Origin of the sequence: Nostoc mirabile CHAB5784, from assembly GCF_020829645.1 — a bacterium.
Taxonomy (GTDB): Bacteria; Cyanobacteriota; Cyanobacteriia; order Cyanobacteriales; family Nostocaceae; genus Nostoc; species Nostoc mirabile.
In genome coordinates this window covers 13,511-28,766 of the sequence record NZ_JAIVFS010000058.1, presented here as the reverse complement: position 1 = coordinate 28,766, position 15,256 = coordinate 13,511, and the positions used below count along the sequence as shown (strand labels likewise).

Below are 15,256 nucleotides of genomic sequence, written 5' to 3'. Positions count from 1 at the left end.
TTTATGCTCAAAATTGTCCAAGCAACCTGTACTAATGGCGAACTAGTTCTGAGTGAAAAACTTAGCCCCGAATTAGAAGGTAAAACCATACAAATTGTAATTTTGGAACCAACTCAATCTACTCAAACAATTAATGATGGAGAATCCCAAATCCACCATTTTTTAGAAAAAGTCAATCATTACTCTTTTTTACTTCCTCCAGATTACAAATTTAATCGAGAAGAAATATATGAGCAATAATATTTTTATCGATACCAATCTCTGGATTTATCTCTACGCCAAAAACCCACCTGAAAAATACTATAAAGTTGCAGAAATTATCAAAAATAATTCCTCATTGCTCTTAGTTAGCACTCAAGTTTTGGGTGAGTTATTTCATGTTTTAACTAGAAAAAAATTTACATCAAGAACACATGCAATCACAATTATATCAGATATAATCAACACCTTTCCTGTTCAAGCAATTAACACAACAGAAGTTATACAAGCATTAGAAATTAATACGAAATATAACTACTCTTATTGGGATAGCCTAATTATAGCTACAGCTTTACTAGGTAAATGTTCCATAATTTACTCAGAAGATATGCAACACAATCAGCTAATAGATAACAAAGTAAGAATCCTTAATCCATTTGTTTGATTTATGTTTGCATCACCCTTGTATTGTTGGCTACGTTGCTGTCGCAAAACAACTATACCCATATCACCCTAATCTAATATTCTGGGAGATCAGTACTAAGAATAACCCTATCAAATTCTTGAATCATGATCACTATAAATCTTACAGCCTTAGCCAACTATAATATACTTAAGATTTTACACAAGGATGGAACCATGACTGACGCTCAAAAGATGGTTCGCTTAAACTTAGATTTGTCACCTGAACTAAATCAAATATTAGACGAACTAGCAAATAAAATAGGCACAAGTAAAAGTGATGTTCTGCGTCAGGCTATAACATTGATGCAAATCATGGCTATAGCTAAAGAGGAAACCAAAAAATTAGGAGTTCCAGAAGCAAATCAATTGATAGTTAATGAAATAATTCTCTCATCTGAGCAGCAGCCAAAACCGCATCCACTAGACACGTTTATGGAAAGACTTGGCCCTTGGGAAGATGAACGGAATGTTGAGGAAATAGTCAAAGATATTTATGATAGCCGTACTATTTCTAACAATTACATTAGTCTATGAGTTATTTACTTGATACCGATACTTGCATTTAACTGTATTTCACCTTAAAAAATATTATGTAAAATAGAAATAACTATAGGAATAATTTATTTTTTACCAGTCCCTAGTAACGCTTAAACTGATTGCAAAGAAGCATTAAATATGCGTTTTTTGATAGAGTGATGCTTTGTCGATCGCTAAAATCTCTATGTCCCAGGTATCGCTCCCCCAATCGCGGCATCCAGACTTACCCCTCACCGCTCTTGCGCCCATGCAGGATGTGACAAACCTCTGGTTTATGAAGGTCATTGCCCACTACGGCAGCCCTGACTACTTCTTTACCGAGTATTTCCGCGTGAACGATACCTCACGGCTCAATCGTAGCATTCTGGCAGCAATCACTGAAAACGACACGGGTCGCCCCGTTTTTGCTCAAATGATTGGCGAAAGCATTCCCGACTTAGTAAGAACAGCAAAAGAACTCTGCAACTATAATATCGCTGGAGTTGACTTAAACATGGGCTGTCCAGCACCTAGAATCTATCGCAAAAACGTTGGGGGTGGATTGCTGCTCTTACCAGAAAAAGTGGATCGCATTTTGGGAGAACTGCGTTCTGCTGTCAACGATCGCCCTTTAACCGTCAAGATGCGCGTAGGCTTTGAAAATACAGATAACTTTTACGAAATTCTAGATATGATCAATCGCCACAGCATTGATTTGCTGAGTTTGCATGGTCGCACTGTGAAAGATATGTACCACGGGGCAGTAAAATATGATTTGATCGCTGAAGCGGTGAAACGGGTTGATTGTCCAGTGCTTGCCAATGGCAATATCCATTCTGCGACAACTGCCCTTAAAGTGCTTTCTCAAACGGGCGCGGCGGGTGTGATGGTGGGACGCTGGGCGATCGGGAATCCTTGGCTTTTTAATCAAATTCGGCAAGCTTTGCGCTTCGAGACGATCACGCCCATTCCTTTAGTAGAGGTACGCAACTATATTGATCGTTTATGGCAAACGCCCACAGCAGAAACTATGCCAGTGCGATCGCGCGTCGGCTACCTCAAAATGTTCCTCAACTACATTGCCCTGAGTGTTGATGCTGAAGGTCATTTCCTGCGGCTGATGCGACAGACGCAGACCGAGGTAGAACTGTTAAACCTCTGCGATCGCTTTCTCCTTACTGATCTGACGAAAACTTTAGCCCTAGCACCCTACTCAGGCGTATAACCTGCTTACTATTTCGCTAGTTCTTTGCTAAAAATTCTTGAACAGTCAGAATTTCAATGCTTCTCCAAGGGTTTAGCACGAGCAGATCATCATCTCCGGTCACAATACATTCTACCTTTCCACTGACTGCTAATTCTAGATATTTGTTATCTTTTGGATCTCGACATTCGTTAATCTGTTCAGTCACTTTAATGAACTGTACAGTTTCGGACAAATCCACCAGGAAATCGTTGCGTTCTTCTGGCGTGGTGTACCGATTAAATTTGGGTCGAGCGAGTACCTGTTCTAGCTCCAGCCAAATGGACTCAGACACCAACAATTCCCCTAAATCTTGAGCTTTTCTGAGTGCGCGATCTGGTTTGCTACCTGGTAATAACACCGCACTAATGATGACATTGACATCACACACAAACCGTCTTTCATTCGCCGTCATTCAAGATTGACTCCAAAATTTCTGGCGTTAAACCCCTTTGTGCGGCTCGTCTGCCAATTTCATCCATTGTTTGTCTGAGCTTGGCAATGGCTTCCTGCTTGCTTGTCATTGAAGACTTTAGTAACACTGCGATCCGGGCTTCAATTTGTTCCCGTTCGTCTTCAGTGGCATTGCGGTATGCCTCTGCTACCTCAGACGGGACTTTGATGGTAATTTCTTCATTAGTAATCATGGTCTGTTCGCTTCCATAATTTCTCATCTTTAATCATGTTACTTCCTCGGCTCATAATTCCCCCATCAGGCTATTTGAAGTAACGTTGTAGGATGATCATAGTTATTTCAAAGTCAAGAATTAAGAACTGGGAGTTCTGTAGACAGCTTAACTTCACACTAGCCACAAGTTTGTATCACCCTCGTATCCTTTAAAATATAAATGACTGCACAAGATAAAACCCCAAGACCTCAAATAAATTTAGATTTATCGCCAGAACTTTATGAGACACTAAACAATCTGGCGCAACAGATTAATGGAGATAATGGTGATGTGCTGTTAAAAGCGATGCCTACGGCTGGCTACGCCTATGCACTCCTAGAAGTAGCCTTAAAAGCCAAGCAAAAAGGCAAACATATCTGGATTAGAGATGATAACCAAAATCTTTAAACTGAAATTATTGGTATCTAAACAGCATGACAGATAAAACAGATTTATCAAAAATAATTGCCAGCAAAGGCGACAATCCACTAATTCTGTCACCTGAAAATTTGCAGTCACAAGAAGATGTAGAACTTGAGCGAAAACTGCGAGAACTAAAGTTTAAACAAGAACTAAGAAAAGATTGGATTTTATTTATTGTCAGAGATGTAGTAATTTTTCCTGCCGCTATCCTTTTTATTTTTGTTGTCAGTGGTTATTGCCTATTTATTCAGATTCATAGGTGACTTATCTGGCTACAATTTTTAATCAACCACAGAGACGCAGAGTACACAGAGAAAAGAGAGATGATATTCACAAACAATTTGGAATTGTTGGAAATTATTGGAAATTAAAGGGTTTAAGACCCCAACCATTACACGTAGCGCAGTTTCAGTTGGGGTTTAAATCCCCCGAAGTTGCCACAACGCGGGGAACCCGCGCAAGGCACTTCTCTTCATCTGAAAATGTCTAAAATGTTTGAATACTTCGACGCCGCTCAGTACAAGTTTTGAATGCGTGAATTTTGAATTGTTAATTCTCTCTGCGTTCTCTGCGCCTCTGCGGTTATTTAAAAAATCCTACATCAGTAAAATTGCGTAACTAATTTTACAGACGACGAAGCCAACTTGCTACAAGTAGACTCATCTTTATATCCACACAAATTTTGCTGGATATAAAGTAAGTACCTGATGGAAATCATCTAAAAATATGGGGCTTTTAATATTTTCTGTTGCTTTAGTTGCCATTGTGGCTGTAATTATCATTAATAGCTACAACGATTTAGTTAAGTATCGCAACCGTTACAAAAATGCTTACTCTCAAATCGATGTTCAATTACAGCGCCGCTATGATTTAATTCCCAACTTGGTGGAAACTGCTAAAGGGTACATGAAACATGAGCGGGAAACTCTAGAAGCAGTTATTGCCGCTCGGAATTCTGCAATTAATGCTAGCAGTCGTGCAGCACAAAATCCCGGCGATCGCCAAGCGATGCAACAGTTGGGCAATGCTGAAGGGGCGCTGACGGGTGCGTTAAATCGGTTGATGGTACTTTCAGAATCTTATCCAGAATTGAAAGCCGATCGCGCCATGACTCAAGTAATGGAAGAATTATCTTCCACTGAAAACCGGATTGCTTTTGCACGTCAGGCTTTTAATGACGCGGTGACACTTTACAACACCAAGAGCGAATCTTTCCCCAGCAACCTTGTAGCCAATACTTTTAACTTTACTGTTGCAGAATTGCTTGCCGAAGCTACTCCAGAAATCAGAAATGCCCCACGCGTATCTTTTTAGGTGTCTATGAATTTCTTTGAACATCAGGATCGGGCACGCCAAAATACGCAACAATTAATCGGGTTATTTTCCCTGTCGATCGCAGTCATGATTATGGCGATTTATATTGCCACTTTATTTCTGTTCCGCATGGCTCCCCGTGTTTGGTGGCATCCAGGGATATTTCTTTACGTGGCTGGGATTACAATAATTGCGATCGCAGTCGGAAGCTTATATAAAATTGCCTATCTCCGTGAGGGCGGTAGCGTAATTGCCCAAGAGTTAGGGGGAAGACTCCTGATACCAGAAATGGCCGATGAACAAGGGCGACAACTATTAAATATTGTCGAGGAAATGGCGATCGCTTCTGGTATTTCCGTCCCAGAAGTTTATCTCCTTGAGAGAGAAACCAGCATTAATGCCTTTGCTGCCGGATTTACGCCCAATGATGCTGTAATTGGAGTTACCCGTGGAACTTTGCAACATCTGAACCGGGATGAGCTACAAGGAGTCATCGGCCACGAATTCAGTCATATTCTCAATGGAGATATGCGGCTGAATTTGCGTTTGGTGGGACTACTGCACGGGATTTTGTTCATTTATTTAACTGGGGAATTGCTCTGGCGCATTCGCGGTGCTTCCCGCGAAGACAAGGGTTTGCCTTTGTGGGCTTTTGGTTTAGCACTAATGGCAATTGGCGGTATCGGATTACTCTGTGGACGCCTGATTAAAGCCGCCGTCTCTCGCCAACGGGAATTTCTCGCCGATGCTTCAGCTGTACAGTTCACTCGTAACCCCAACGGACTTACCGGAGTCTTCCAAAAACTCCAAAAGATGGATTCACGTTTGATTGCGCCGGGAGCAGAAGCCGCTAGCCACATGTTTTTTGGCAATGCTCTCAACCCCTCTTTCTGGGAAAATATGTTTTCTACTCACCCACCCTTAACAGAACGTATCCGCCGCGTTGGGGGTTTGAACGTCAGCAATTTAGCAGCAATGCCATCTCGCAATCAAGTGCGTTCCCCCTCCCAGGAATCCCTAACAATGGGCTTTGCTGGTGGTTCTGGCCCCACGCCAGAACAGGTTGTAAACCAAGTTGGAAGCGTTACACCAGAGCATTTTGCCCATGCTCAAGCGCTGTTATCGCAGTTACCAGAATCTCTGCGTTTGGGCGTGCGGGAGCAGGAAAGTGCAATGGCGATCGCTTTTGCCCTAGCCTTAGATACTGAAAATATCGAGATCCAAGAACGTCAAATTGCTTGGTTACGCGAGGTGCAGCCTGCTGAGTTGGTAGATAAAACCCTGGAATTGAGCAGCGAAATTAGCCAGTTAGATCCCAGAATTCGCTTGCCACTTGTGGATTTAGCAGTACCTGTATTGCGTCAAAATTCTGCCAAAGAATGCCAAAGGTTGTGCAAATGCGTCCACGGTTTAGTTGTAGCTACCGGAAGTTTATCACTTTGGCATTTTGTGTTGCAGTTAATCCTGTGGCATCGCCTCCAACCTAGTATAAATCCTATATCTGCGACAACGGTCGAATTTACCTGCATAGAAGAGATTTGGCCAGATAGTCTATTAGTGCTGTCCGTCATTGCCCGCATCGGATACTCCCAACCCGATGCCTCCACCGAAGACATCGCCTATGCTTTTCGTTCTGGAGTTTTTCGACTTCCGAAAGCTGGAGAACAAGAAAAACCAGACACGCCACTTACCTGTAATTTCACTGAGCTTAAGAAGAGTATTGATCGCCTCCGTCTTGCCAGTCCCAAACTCAAGCAAGCTATTGTTGATGCCTGCGCCCACACTGTACTATTAAACAACAAAGTTACACAATCAGAAGCAGATTTACTAAGAGCGATCGCAATGACGCTAGACTGTCCCATTCCCCCATTTTTAAATCCTCAGCGTGGCGTTTCCAAACAGAAACAATCTTCTTCAAAGCGAAGTTAATATAACCAGTGATATGAGTGAAACTGTCACACTCACCGATATCCCGCCCAGAACTAAAGTTCAGGGCTGATAGCTGAAGTCCACTCAAGTGGACTAAATTGATTATTCAGTCCACTTAAGTGGACTTCAGCTATGAGACTCGGAATTCATTCCGAGGCGGGATAGAAACACAGTGCAAGATTATTAATAAAGATATGGCTGCGGTAAGACTTGTGTGTACACCGTAGCCTTTCCAAGGGAAGGGTTAGGGTGGGGTAAAAACTTGGTTAATCAGCTATTTCAGACTTCTGTATACACGGTAGGCCTGCGGGGAGGGGTTGGGGGTGGGGTTCTTTTATTGCCCAATGCCCCATTTACCTAGTTCGCAACAACTGCACAAAAGTATTACTCACCGTATTGTCTTTAGTATCCGCCGCGTATTGAATCAAATCTTCCCGCAGTTCTTTGGCTGCATCTAAAGGCAGCAACGTTGCTAGCAAGAAATAAACACCACGAAAACGCGGATCGCCCATTCTATCAACTAATAGTCCTTCGGCGGCATCAGTTTCGCCCAGAAAGTTTTGCACTAAGAAGAAATCCATGATTTTATCGTGGCGGAAGTACCATTCTTTCTTGGCTTCGCCTTTTTCATCTTGCCACTGACGGCTGACTACCATCTTGTATTTCTCATCTTCTAAAGACTTGACAACTTGGTGAAATTCATCCCCAGGTAAGGCTTGTTTGTCTTCGAGTCGCATTTGGTAGACGGCGGCGGAAAATCTTTTGAGCGGAAAATCTTGATTCCATTCTTGCAGGTATTCTGCCGCCATCAAATTGTATTGCTGTTCTTGCAGGCGAAACAAGTTTGGATGTTTACCTTGTGATAGCATCAGCGCTACTACTGTTAGATCCATTGGATTAGAAAGAATTCGGCGCACAGCATCTAACTCTTCTTGGGCTTGCTGCTGTTTGAGGACTTCTGTTAAATAATTGGTGCAGGCTTTGGCGTAATCAGCACCTTGAACTTTGGCATGTTTGGGGAGTCGCGGCTGACGGGATATCAAAAACTCTTGAATTTGTTGTTGTTCAAGGGGCTGCAAGTAGTATGTTTTGGCTGTTGAGGGGGGTGTCCACTCTAGGGGCTGGGTAGTCATTATAATGTTGCCCCGGAAATAGCTTTCGACAAACTGGCAGATTTTTGCCCGTGTGTCGGCGGTGACTTCGTTGAGTCCGTCGATGCAGATATCTATGGCGCCACTGTAAATGAGGTTTTTTAGGAAGCCGGCATCTTGGGCTTGGCCGTGTAGCTTGTCTTGGATGGCTTCAATTACGCCTTTATGACATTTTTGGGCGGGGAGATAAACGACTATGCGCTGGGAGTTTTTCAAGAGATGACGGAGAAACATCGACTTGCCTAAGCCGGAATCTCCTTCTAAGATAATTTGTCCTTGAATACTGGGTAGGGCTGCGGTAATTGGCTGGATGTCTCCTGAAGTGGGAACTTTGACTTTAGATTCTGGGAAGTATGATTGGTCATGAAAATTATCTAACCCGGCATCGGCTAATAGGGAAGGTTTGAATGGTTCAAATAATTTGCGGCGCAGGAAAGGAACCCAGGTGAGGAGAAAGCCAACATAGCCCACGCCGAGAATACGGCGTACCCAAGGGTTCCAGAAGAAGATGGCTTGGACTTGGGGAAATTTGGGGTAGGCAAAGATGAGGGCTAGCCAAAAGGCAGCGTGAGAGATGATAGTGATTTTAGCATTGAGAAACCACTGCAAATATTCCACATTCTTAATTACTGACTGTAGTGCATCGGCGTGAGTGGAGTTAATTTTTTTGAGGTTGCTATAGTGAGTTTGCAGTAAGTTAATATCCTGGGCTTTCCAAATAATTTTTTTCTTAGCAGCAACTTTGGAAATTTGTTCTGCTAGTTCTCTTTGCAGTTCTGGCAGAGAATCACAATGTTTCCAGGTTTCCTTAAAAACTTCCATTACTTCCACTCCCTGGTCATGGGTAGGTTTCTCTGGTCGCATTTTAGGCCTACCAACCCATTGCATAAGAATTTCTACTTGTGGTTTACCACCTCCCAAAAAATGAGCTACAAACCTGATTTGACCAACTTCAGAGGGATAAGAGTGAACTGAATCTAGAACTTGCACAACAACAGGCAAATCTTGTCGTTCTAGTTTTATGAGTGCCTCTGCTGCTGCTTTACGAACACCAGAGTCAGGATCTTGTTTGAGCAGCAGGACAAGTTGTGGAATTTGTTCCTTGGCTTGCATCTGCCCTAGTGCCTCTGCTGCTGCTTTACGGACACTAGAGTCAGGATCTTGTTTGAGCAGTAGGACAAGTTGTGGAATTTGTTCCTTGGCTTGCATCTGCCCTAGTGCCACTGCTGCTGCTTTACGGACATAGGCTTCACGATCTTTTTTGAGCAGTTGAGCAACTAGTGGAGCTTTTTCCTTGGCTTGCATCTGCCCTAGTGCCTCTGCTGCTACTTCACGGATATAGGCTTTAGAATCTTCTAGCAGCTGAGCAAGTTGTGGAACTACTTCCTTGGCTTGCATCTGCCCTAGTACCCTTATTGCTGCATAACGGGGATTATCGTCAGGATTTTTGAGCAGCTGGACAAGTTGTGGAACTACTTCCTTGGCTTGCATCTGCCCTAGTGCCTGTATTGCTGCACCACGGACACCACCGTCAGGATTTTTGAGCAGCTGAGCAAGTTGTGGAGCTTGTTCCTTGGCTTGCATCTGCCCTAGTGCGTATGCTGCTGCTCTACGGACATCAGTGTCAGAATCTTTGAGCAGTTGAGCAACTTGTGGAGCTTGTTCCTTGGCTTGCATCTGCCCTAGTGCCTCTACTGCTGCATTACGGACACGAGAGTCATAATCTTTGAGCAGCAGGACAACTTGTGGAACTACTTCCTTGGCTTGCATCTGCCCTAGTGCCTTTGCTGCTGCATTACGGACATAAGTGTCAGAATCTTTGAGCAGTTGAGCAACTTGTGGAGCTTGTTCCTTGGCTTGCATTTGCTCTAGTACGTATGCTGCTGTTTTACGGACATCAGTGTCAGAATCTTTGAGCAGTTGAGCAACTTGTGGAGCTTGTTCCTTGGCTTGCATCTGCCCTAGTGCCTGTGCTGCTGCATTACGGGAGACTGCTGAATCTTTATCCTGCAACTGTTTGACAAACTGTTTTACAAGCTCATCATAGTTTTTTATCTGGGTTTTAGGGTTATCTAGCTGATATTCCTGTAAGTTTTGGGTTGCTGTAGCCCTGACTTCGGGTATTGGGTCTTTTAGGGCTGCTACGATACCGTTAATCTGCCATGCTTGCGGCTTAGGTTTTTTTTCAGCGTTTACCCAAGGTAAAGAGAGGAAGAGAGTTAGGAGTAGGGTGAAACAGAAAAGGAAAAAGAGCGATCGCTTGCTGGTATAGCGGGGTATGGTGAGCATAAATCAGGGCAAGGCGGCAGATTGCACGCAATTATGAGTATAACAACAAGCTTGCAATTCCTAATTCCTGATTGAGAGTCTTTAATGCTTGTGGGCGAGTATTAAAGACTCATTAACGAAGCTTTGAGGTTCATCGACGAAGCTCTGAGGTTCATTAACGAAGCTCTGAGGTTCATCGACGAAGCTCTGAGGTTCATCGACGAAGCTTTGAGGTTCATCGACGAAGCTTTGAGGTTCATCGACGAAGCTTTGAGGTTCATTCACGAAGCTTTGAGGTTCATCAACGAAGCTCTGAGGTTTATCAACGAAGCTTTGAGGTTTATCGCCGAAGCTTTGAGGTTCATTGACCAAAAGATACATCTCGTTTTGCAAATTAGGAGACTCTCAATACGATTCGGTTAAGAGGATATTTGAAAAGTCCTCTCCTCGGTAGCAAAACGTTTTAGATCCCCCTAAATCCCCCTTAAGAAGGGGGACTTTAAGAGCTTTTTAGATCCCCCTAAATCCCCCTTAAGAAGGGGGACTTTAAGAGCTTTTTAGATCCCCCTAAATCCCCCTTAAGAAGGGGGACTTTAAGAGCTTTTTGCCCCCCTTTTTAAGGGGGGTTGGGGGGATCAAAAGCCTGTAGCGCAACTCTAGAAGACACCGTAGCTTTTTAAGGGGGACTAGGGGGGATCAGACGCTGTATCTGCTCACACACACTATCAAAGTGATTTAAAACTTGACCATTTGTAAACCTAATAATCTTTAAACCATAGCCTTCCAAAACGTTTGTTCTCTCCAGATCATAATCTTGACCTGCATCTGTAAAATGGCTATCCCCATCAATTTCAATAACTGTTTTTAAAGTAGGACAGTAGAAATCAACTATGAAATGATTAATCGGTCGTTGTCTTAAAACCCGAAATGGAAAATTTCTCAAATATTCATACCACAGCTTTTTTTCTGCTGGGGTCATATTTTTACGAAGTTCTTTCGCTCTTTCTACAAGCTTTGGATTGTAAGGTAAATGGTGATTGCTGCTATTGAGTTTGTTTGTCATATTTTCTAGTGTTTATACCCCCTACCCAATACTGCTCGGTTAAGGTGCATAGTCATTCGAGATCCCCCCTAACCCCCCTTAAAAAAGGGGGGAACCGGAGTCAAAGTCACCCTTTTTAAAGCAATAGGGTTCAGTTAACGTTTTGATCCCCCCTAACCCCCCTTAAAAAAGGGGGGAACTAGAATCAAAGTCCCCCAATTTATCGGGGGATTTAGGGGGATCTCAAAGTATTTGCTACATCACTAAAGGCTTTTAAAAAATCCTTTAAGAATCTACAGCAGCTTTTGCAGGTTTACTTTTAATAGCTTTAAACCGTTCGCCTAACTGTTCGGCAATAGTTTTTAACCCTGGAGTTTTCTTAGCAGCAGTCTTCACATAATCATAAACTGTCAAACTGCTACCCATTGCTTCGCTACCGACTGCCATTAGGGTATCATCTACCTGTTCTGTCAGTTGTCGCAGTCCAATCAAAACTTCGGTGAGGTTGGCGGCTAGTTGATAATCCCGCACAAATTCGTCTAAATCAAAACTGGCTGGGAGAATTTCTCGGTTAGACTGGGCAGCAATCAGGCTAGTGTTGACAAAAGCTAGTCTTTTATCGCCCATCTTAAATAAGTTGCGTCGTTCTTCTGCACTGAGGGTAACAAGAAAAGGTAACTTTGCTTCAATAGTCGCAAAGGCTGCTTTAATTTCTTGGATATCTGCTGGGGAAAGGGAAGCGGTAATGTTTTGGTAAGCCATTGGATATTTACCGTAATGAATCTGTTTGTTATGATTCCCACTGGTAAATGCGATCGCACAGTCTTAAGGAATGGGGAGTAGGGAGTAGGGAGTGGGGAATGGGGAAATTAACCTCTCTCCAAACAGGGAGAGACTTTGAATTTTACTCCCTGACTCGTCCGTGCGATCGCACCACAGTTTGTTGCAACTGAGTTTGTAGTTGTTGCACCTTAACAACACTGCTGCGAACATCGGCTAGTACAGGTCGGCGGAAATAAACTACCATTTCATTACAGCCAGAAAGGCCAAAATTAAAGTATGCATGAATGCGTGACTTCCGCCTTGCAGTACTAGCCACTCAAGGTCACACACTAAATGTATTTAGATCACCGTCAACCAATGGTTAGATATGAAAAACTAGTGAAGCTAATCTAGATTTATCTAAATTCAAATCCGACTTTTAATGTATAAAATTATATCAATAAAATGTTTTTGACCGGCATCGATAATTCCTCTAAAGCCTTTGTGTCACCAGGAAACTATTTTCTACTATGCAATTTAGGCATAGGACAAGCTAGCGTCCATAGCTATAGGTGAGTTACAAAGGAGCAAAATGTATTGTCCTAAATTCACATGAGTTCGACGAACTTTTCCCACCCAGCCTCCCAGAGGGGAGGAGCAATGAAATAATCGGGTTTTTAAGCCTCTGTCCTAGAAAGAGAGAGGTTAAATTCCCGCAAGAGTGACCCTGATTATGGAATTTTGAAATCAATCAAATCAATAAATAATTGGTATTTACCAGAGTAACCAGATATGTTCAATGCCACTGAAATTTTAATTGATGCCTTTGTAAATGAAATTCGAGAAGGTTACCGTCGCACATACGGCTGCTTCAAAAATGATTATCAGGACATTATCGCCTGGGCTGGTAACATGGCTTTGGAAAACATTGCCAATAGCGACGCTCTTTATCACAATGTTGAACACACAGTACTTGTAACCCTGGTGGGGCAAGAAATATTACGCGGCAAACACATTAGGGAAGGCGGTGTTTCCAGTGAAGACTGGCTGCATTGTATCATTTCCTTAGTGTCTCATGATATTGGCTACGTTAAGGGAGTTTGCCGACAAGACCGAGAGACAGCAAGCTTATATGCCACAGGTAAAAATGGCAAAATGATTTCTGTAGCTCCTGGCGCTTCTGATGCCAGTCTGACGCCGTATCATGTTGATAGAGCCAAGCTTTTTATTGATGAGCGTTTTGGAGGTCACAAGTTAATCGATGCTGAGGCAATTAAAAGCAATATTGAATTGACTCGATTTCCCGTGCCTGCGGCAGAAGATCATCAAGATACAAGGTGTTTTGCAGGATTAGTCCGTGCTGCTGATTTGATTGGTCAACTAAGCGACCCGCGTTACCTGAAAAAAATTACTTCATTATTTTACGAGTTTGAAGAAACTGGTGTAAATAAAGTTTTGGGCTATAAAACCCCTGCTGATTTACGTAATAACTACGCTAAGTTTTACTGGAATGGCGTCTATCCCTATATCCAAGAGGGGCTGCATTATCTATCACTGACACAACAGGGAAAACAAATTCTGGCTAATCTCTACTCAAATGTGTTTGTTGTAGAACATGAAAAACAACAGGAAGAACAGCAGCGCTATTTAGAGAAATTAGGAGTTGGGAATTAGTACAGACGCGATTAATCGCGTCTGTTGGGAATTAGGAGAGACGCGATTAATCGCGTCTGTACAGTTGGGAATTAGTAGAGACGCGATTAATCGCGTCTGTTGAGAATTAGGAGAGACGCGATTAATCGCGTCTGTTGAGAATTAGGAGAGACGCGACTAATCGCGTCTGTTGAGAATTAGGAGAGACGCGATTAATCGCGTCTGTACAGTTGGGAATTAGGAGAGACGCGATTAATCGCGTCTGTACAGTTGGGAATTAGAGACGCGATTAATCGCGTCTGTTAATAATTATTAATTATGAGTTATGAATTAAGATAAAAGTTTAATAACTTATAACTCCTAACTTATAACTCCTAACTACTATGGATTGGTGGCGACGACTGAAAAAAAATCCTTTGGCACGATTTGGGGCAATTTTGCTGTTAATTTTCTACGTAGCAGTAATTGCAGCAGATTTCGTGGCTCCTTATGACCCCTACGCCTCACAGCCCAATGGTTCACTGCTCCCACCAACTAAGATACATTGGGTTTCTCAGTCAGGGCAGTTTATCGGCCCCCATGTTTATCCAACGACTCAGGGAGACACGAATTTAGAAACAGGCGATCGCGAACTCATTGTAGACTTGACAAAGCCCTCACCCCTGCGTCTATTTGTCTCCGGGCCAGAATACCGATTGTTGCAGATGAGTTTGCCATTACCCCCAAAGTGGGATGAAGTCACAATCTTTCCTGGTATTCCCTTAAATTGGCATTTATTTGGCACCACAACTGGAGCCAAATTCAACATCTTGGGCACTGATGACCAAAGCCGCGACCAATTCAGTCGCCTCTTACATGGCGGTCGCATCAGTATGTTTATCGGTATTTTTGGCATTATCATTACCTACCCCCTCGGTTTGATCATCGGGGGAATTTCCGGCTATTTCGGCGGTGTGACTGATAGCGTCATTATGCGCTTGGCAGAAGTGCTAATGACTTTCCCTAGTATTTATCTTTTGGTGACTTTGGGAGCAGTCTTACCACCTGGTTTAAGCAGTACCCAGCGCTTTTTGCTGATTGTGGTGATTACTTCGGTTATTAGCTGGGCTGGTTTAGCACGGGTGATTCGAGGACAGGTACTATCAATCAAAGAGCGAGAATTTGTCCAAGCGGCACGCGCAATGGGCGCAAACCCACTTTATATTATCCTCCGCCACGTTTTGCCGCAAACGGCTAGTTATGTAATTATCTCTGCTACTCTTGCAATTCCCAGCTTTATTGGTGCAGAAGCGATACTGAGTCTCATCGGCTTGGGAATTCAACAACCAGACCCCTCTTGGGGGAATATGCTTTCTCTGGCTAGCAATGCTTCAATTTTGGTATTGCAACCTTGGCTAATCTGGCCGCCTGCTGTGCTGATTATCCTCACAGTGCTAGCATTCAACTTACTCGGTGATGGACTCAGAGATGCTCTTGACCCTCGTAGTTTGCAAAGATAAGCGAAAAGGTATAGAGGCGATCGCACTCTATGCCCAACATATCTTTTGTAAGGGCACAGCAATGCTCATTGGTGTCAACTTAACGTAAAAGTCATGTCCCGCAAGGAACTGAAGTTCTAAATATT

The 15,256-nt window shown here is 43.1% G+C and carries 17 protein-coding genes; 10 read left to right on the top strand and 7 right to left on the bottom strand.

The window, feature by feature from the left end:
• Positions 1-3 precede the first annotated feature (3 nt).
• The 4 genes from LC653_RS28355 to LC653_RS28340 all read left to right on the top strand — a co-directional run bounded on the left by LC653_RS28355 (position 4) and on the right by LC653_RS28340 (position 2,404).
• Positions 4-240, top strand: coding sequence for a hypothetical protein (locus LC653_RS28355; protein WP_229497989.1), 237 nt, complete (start codon positions 4-6; stop codon positions 238-240).
• Positions 230-643 (top strand): PIN domain-containing protein, encoded by a 414-nt coding sequence (locus LC653_RS28350; protein ID WP_229497988.1) that lies wholly within the window; start codon positions 230-232, stop codon positions 641-643. Before LC653_RS28355 ends, LC653_RS28350 begins: the two co-directional genes overlap by 11 nt.
• A 194-nt stretch (positions 644-837) precedes the next feature.
• Positions 838-1,197 (top strand): YlcI/YnfO family protein, encoded by a 360-nt coding sequence (locus LC653_RS28345; RefSeq protein ID WP_229497987.1) that lies wholly within the window; start codon positions 838-840, stop codon positions 1,195-1,197.
• 187 nt (positions 1,198-1,384) lie between these two features.
• Complete coding sequence (locus LC653_RS28340) at positions 1,385-2,404, top strand: tRNA-dihydrouridine synthase family protein (protein ID WP_229497986.1); 1,020 nt, start codon at positions 1,385-1,387, stop codon at positions 2,402-2,404.
• 16 nt (positions 2,405-2,420) lie between these two features.
• On the opposite strand, the gene LC653_RS28335 is transcribed toward LC653_RS28340, so the two are convergent.
• Entirely contained in the window at positions 2,421-2,837 is a 417-nt protein-coding gene (locus LC653_RS28335; RefSeq protein WP_229497985.1) for a putative toxin-antitoxin system toxin component, PIN family, read from the bottom strand.
• Positions 2,824-3,069, bottom strand: a complete 246-nt coding sequence (locus LC653_RS28330) for a hypothetical protein (protein ID WP_229497984.1) — start codon at positions 3,067-3,069, stop codon at positions 2,824-2,826. Before LC653_RS28330 ends, LC653_RS28335 begins: the two co-directional genes overlap by 14 nt.
• 201 nt (positions 3,070-3,270) lie before the next feature.
• Here LC653_RS28330 and LC653_RS28325 point away from each other — a divergent pair, with 201 nt between their 5' ends.
• The 4 genes from LC653_RS28325 (at position 3,271) to LC653_RS28310 (ending at position 6,756) form a co-directional block, all read left to right on the top strand.
• Entirely contained in the window at positions 3,271-3,498 is a 228-nt protein-coding gene (locus LC653_RS28325; RefSeq protein ID WP_229497983.1) for a DNA-binding protein, read from the top strand.
• A gap of 26 nt (positions 3,499-3,524) precedes the next feature.
• Positions 3,525-3,776 (top strand): hypothetical protein, encoded by a 252-nt coding sequence (locus LC653_RS28320; protein WP_229497982.1) that lies wholly within the window; start codon positions 3,525-3,527, stop codon positions 3,774-3,776.
• A 463-nt stretch (positions 3,777-4,239) separates the two neighbouring features.
• Positions 4,240-4,827, top strand: coding sequence for a LemA family protein (locus LC653_RS28315; RefSeq protein WP_229497981.1), 588 nt, complete (start codon positions 4,240-4,242; stop codon positions 4,825-4,827).
• 6 nt (positions 4,828-4,833) lie between these two features.
• Complete coding sequence (locus LC653_RS28310; RefSeq protein ID WP_229497980.1) at positions 4,834-6,756, top strand: M48 family metallopeptidase; 1,923 nt, start codon at positions 4,834-4,836, stop codon at positions 6,754-6,756.
• A gap of 353 nt (positions 6,757-7,109) precedes the next feature.
• Here LC653_RS28310 and LC653_RS28305 read toward each other — a convergent pair whose 3' ends face one another.
• The 5 genes from LC653_RS28305 to LC653_RS46420 all read right to left on the bottom strand — a co-directional run bounded on the left by LC653_RS28305 (position 7,110) and on the right by LC653_RS46420 (position 12,244).
• Entirely contained in the window at positions 7,110-10,196 is a 3,087-nt protein-coding gene (locus LC653_RS28305) for a HEAT repeat domain-containing protein (protein ID WP_229497979.1), read from the bottom strand.
• 81 nt (positions 10,197-10,277) lie between these two features.
• Complete coding sequence (locus LC653_RS28300) at positions 10,278-10,547, bottom strand: hypothetical protein (RefSeq protein ID WP_229497978.1); 270 nt, start codon at positions 10,545-10,547, stop codon at positions 10,278-10,280.
• Between the two features lie 304 nt (positions 10,548-10,851).
• Positions 10,852-11,238, bottom strand: a complete 387-nt coding sequence (locus tag LC653_RS28295; protein WP_229497977.1) for an endonuclease domain-containing protein — start codon at positions 11,236-11,238, stop codon at positions 10,852-10,854.
• A 264-nt stretch (positions 11,239-11,502) separates the two neighbouring features.
• Positions 11,503-11,979 carry a hypothetical protein gene (locus tag LC653_RS28290; protein WP_229497976.1) on the bottom strand — a complete coding sequence of 159 codons (477 nt, stop codon included), beginning with the start codon at positions 11,977-11,979 and terminating at the stop codon, positions 11,503-11,505.
• 142 nt (positions 11,980-12,121) lie between these two features.
• A complete protein-coding gene (locus tag LC653_RS46420; RefSeq protein WP_267923201.1) occupies positions 12,122-12,244 on the bottom strand; it encodes a hypothetical protein in 123 nt (40 codons plus the stop codon).
• A 527-nt stretch (positions 12,245-12,771) separates the two neighbouring features.
• On the opposite strand from LC653_RS46420, the gene LC653_RS28285 reads away from it, so the two are divergent.
• Positions 12,772-13,653, top strand: coding sequence for an Npun_R2479 family HD domain-containing metalloprotein (locus LC653_RS28285; RefSeq protein WP_229497975.1), 882 nt, complete (start codon positions 12,772-12,774; stop codon positions 13,651-13,653).
• Positions 13,654-14,015: 362 nt separating this feature from the next.
• Positions 14,016-15,131, top strand: a complete 1,116-nt coding sequence (locus tag LC653_RS28280) for an ABC transporter permease (protein ID WP_229497974.1) — start codon at positions 14,016-14,018, stop codon at positions 15,129-15,131.
• The last annotated feature ends 125 nt before the right edge of the window (positions 15,132-15,256 follow it).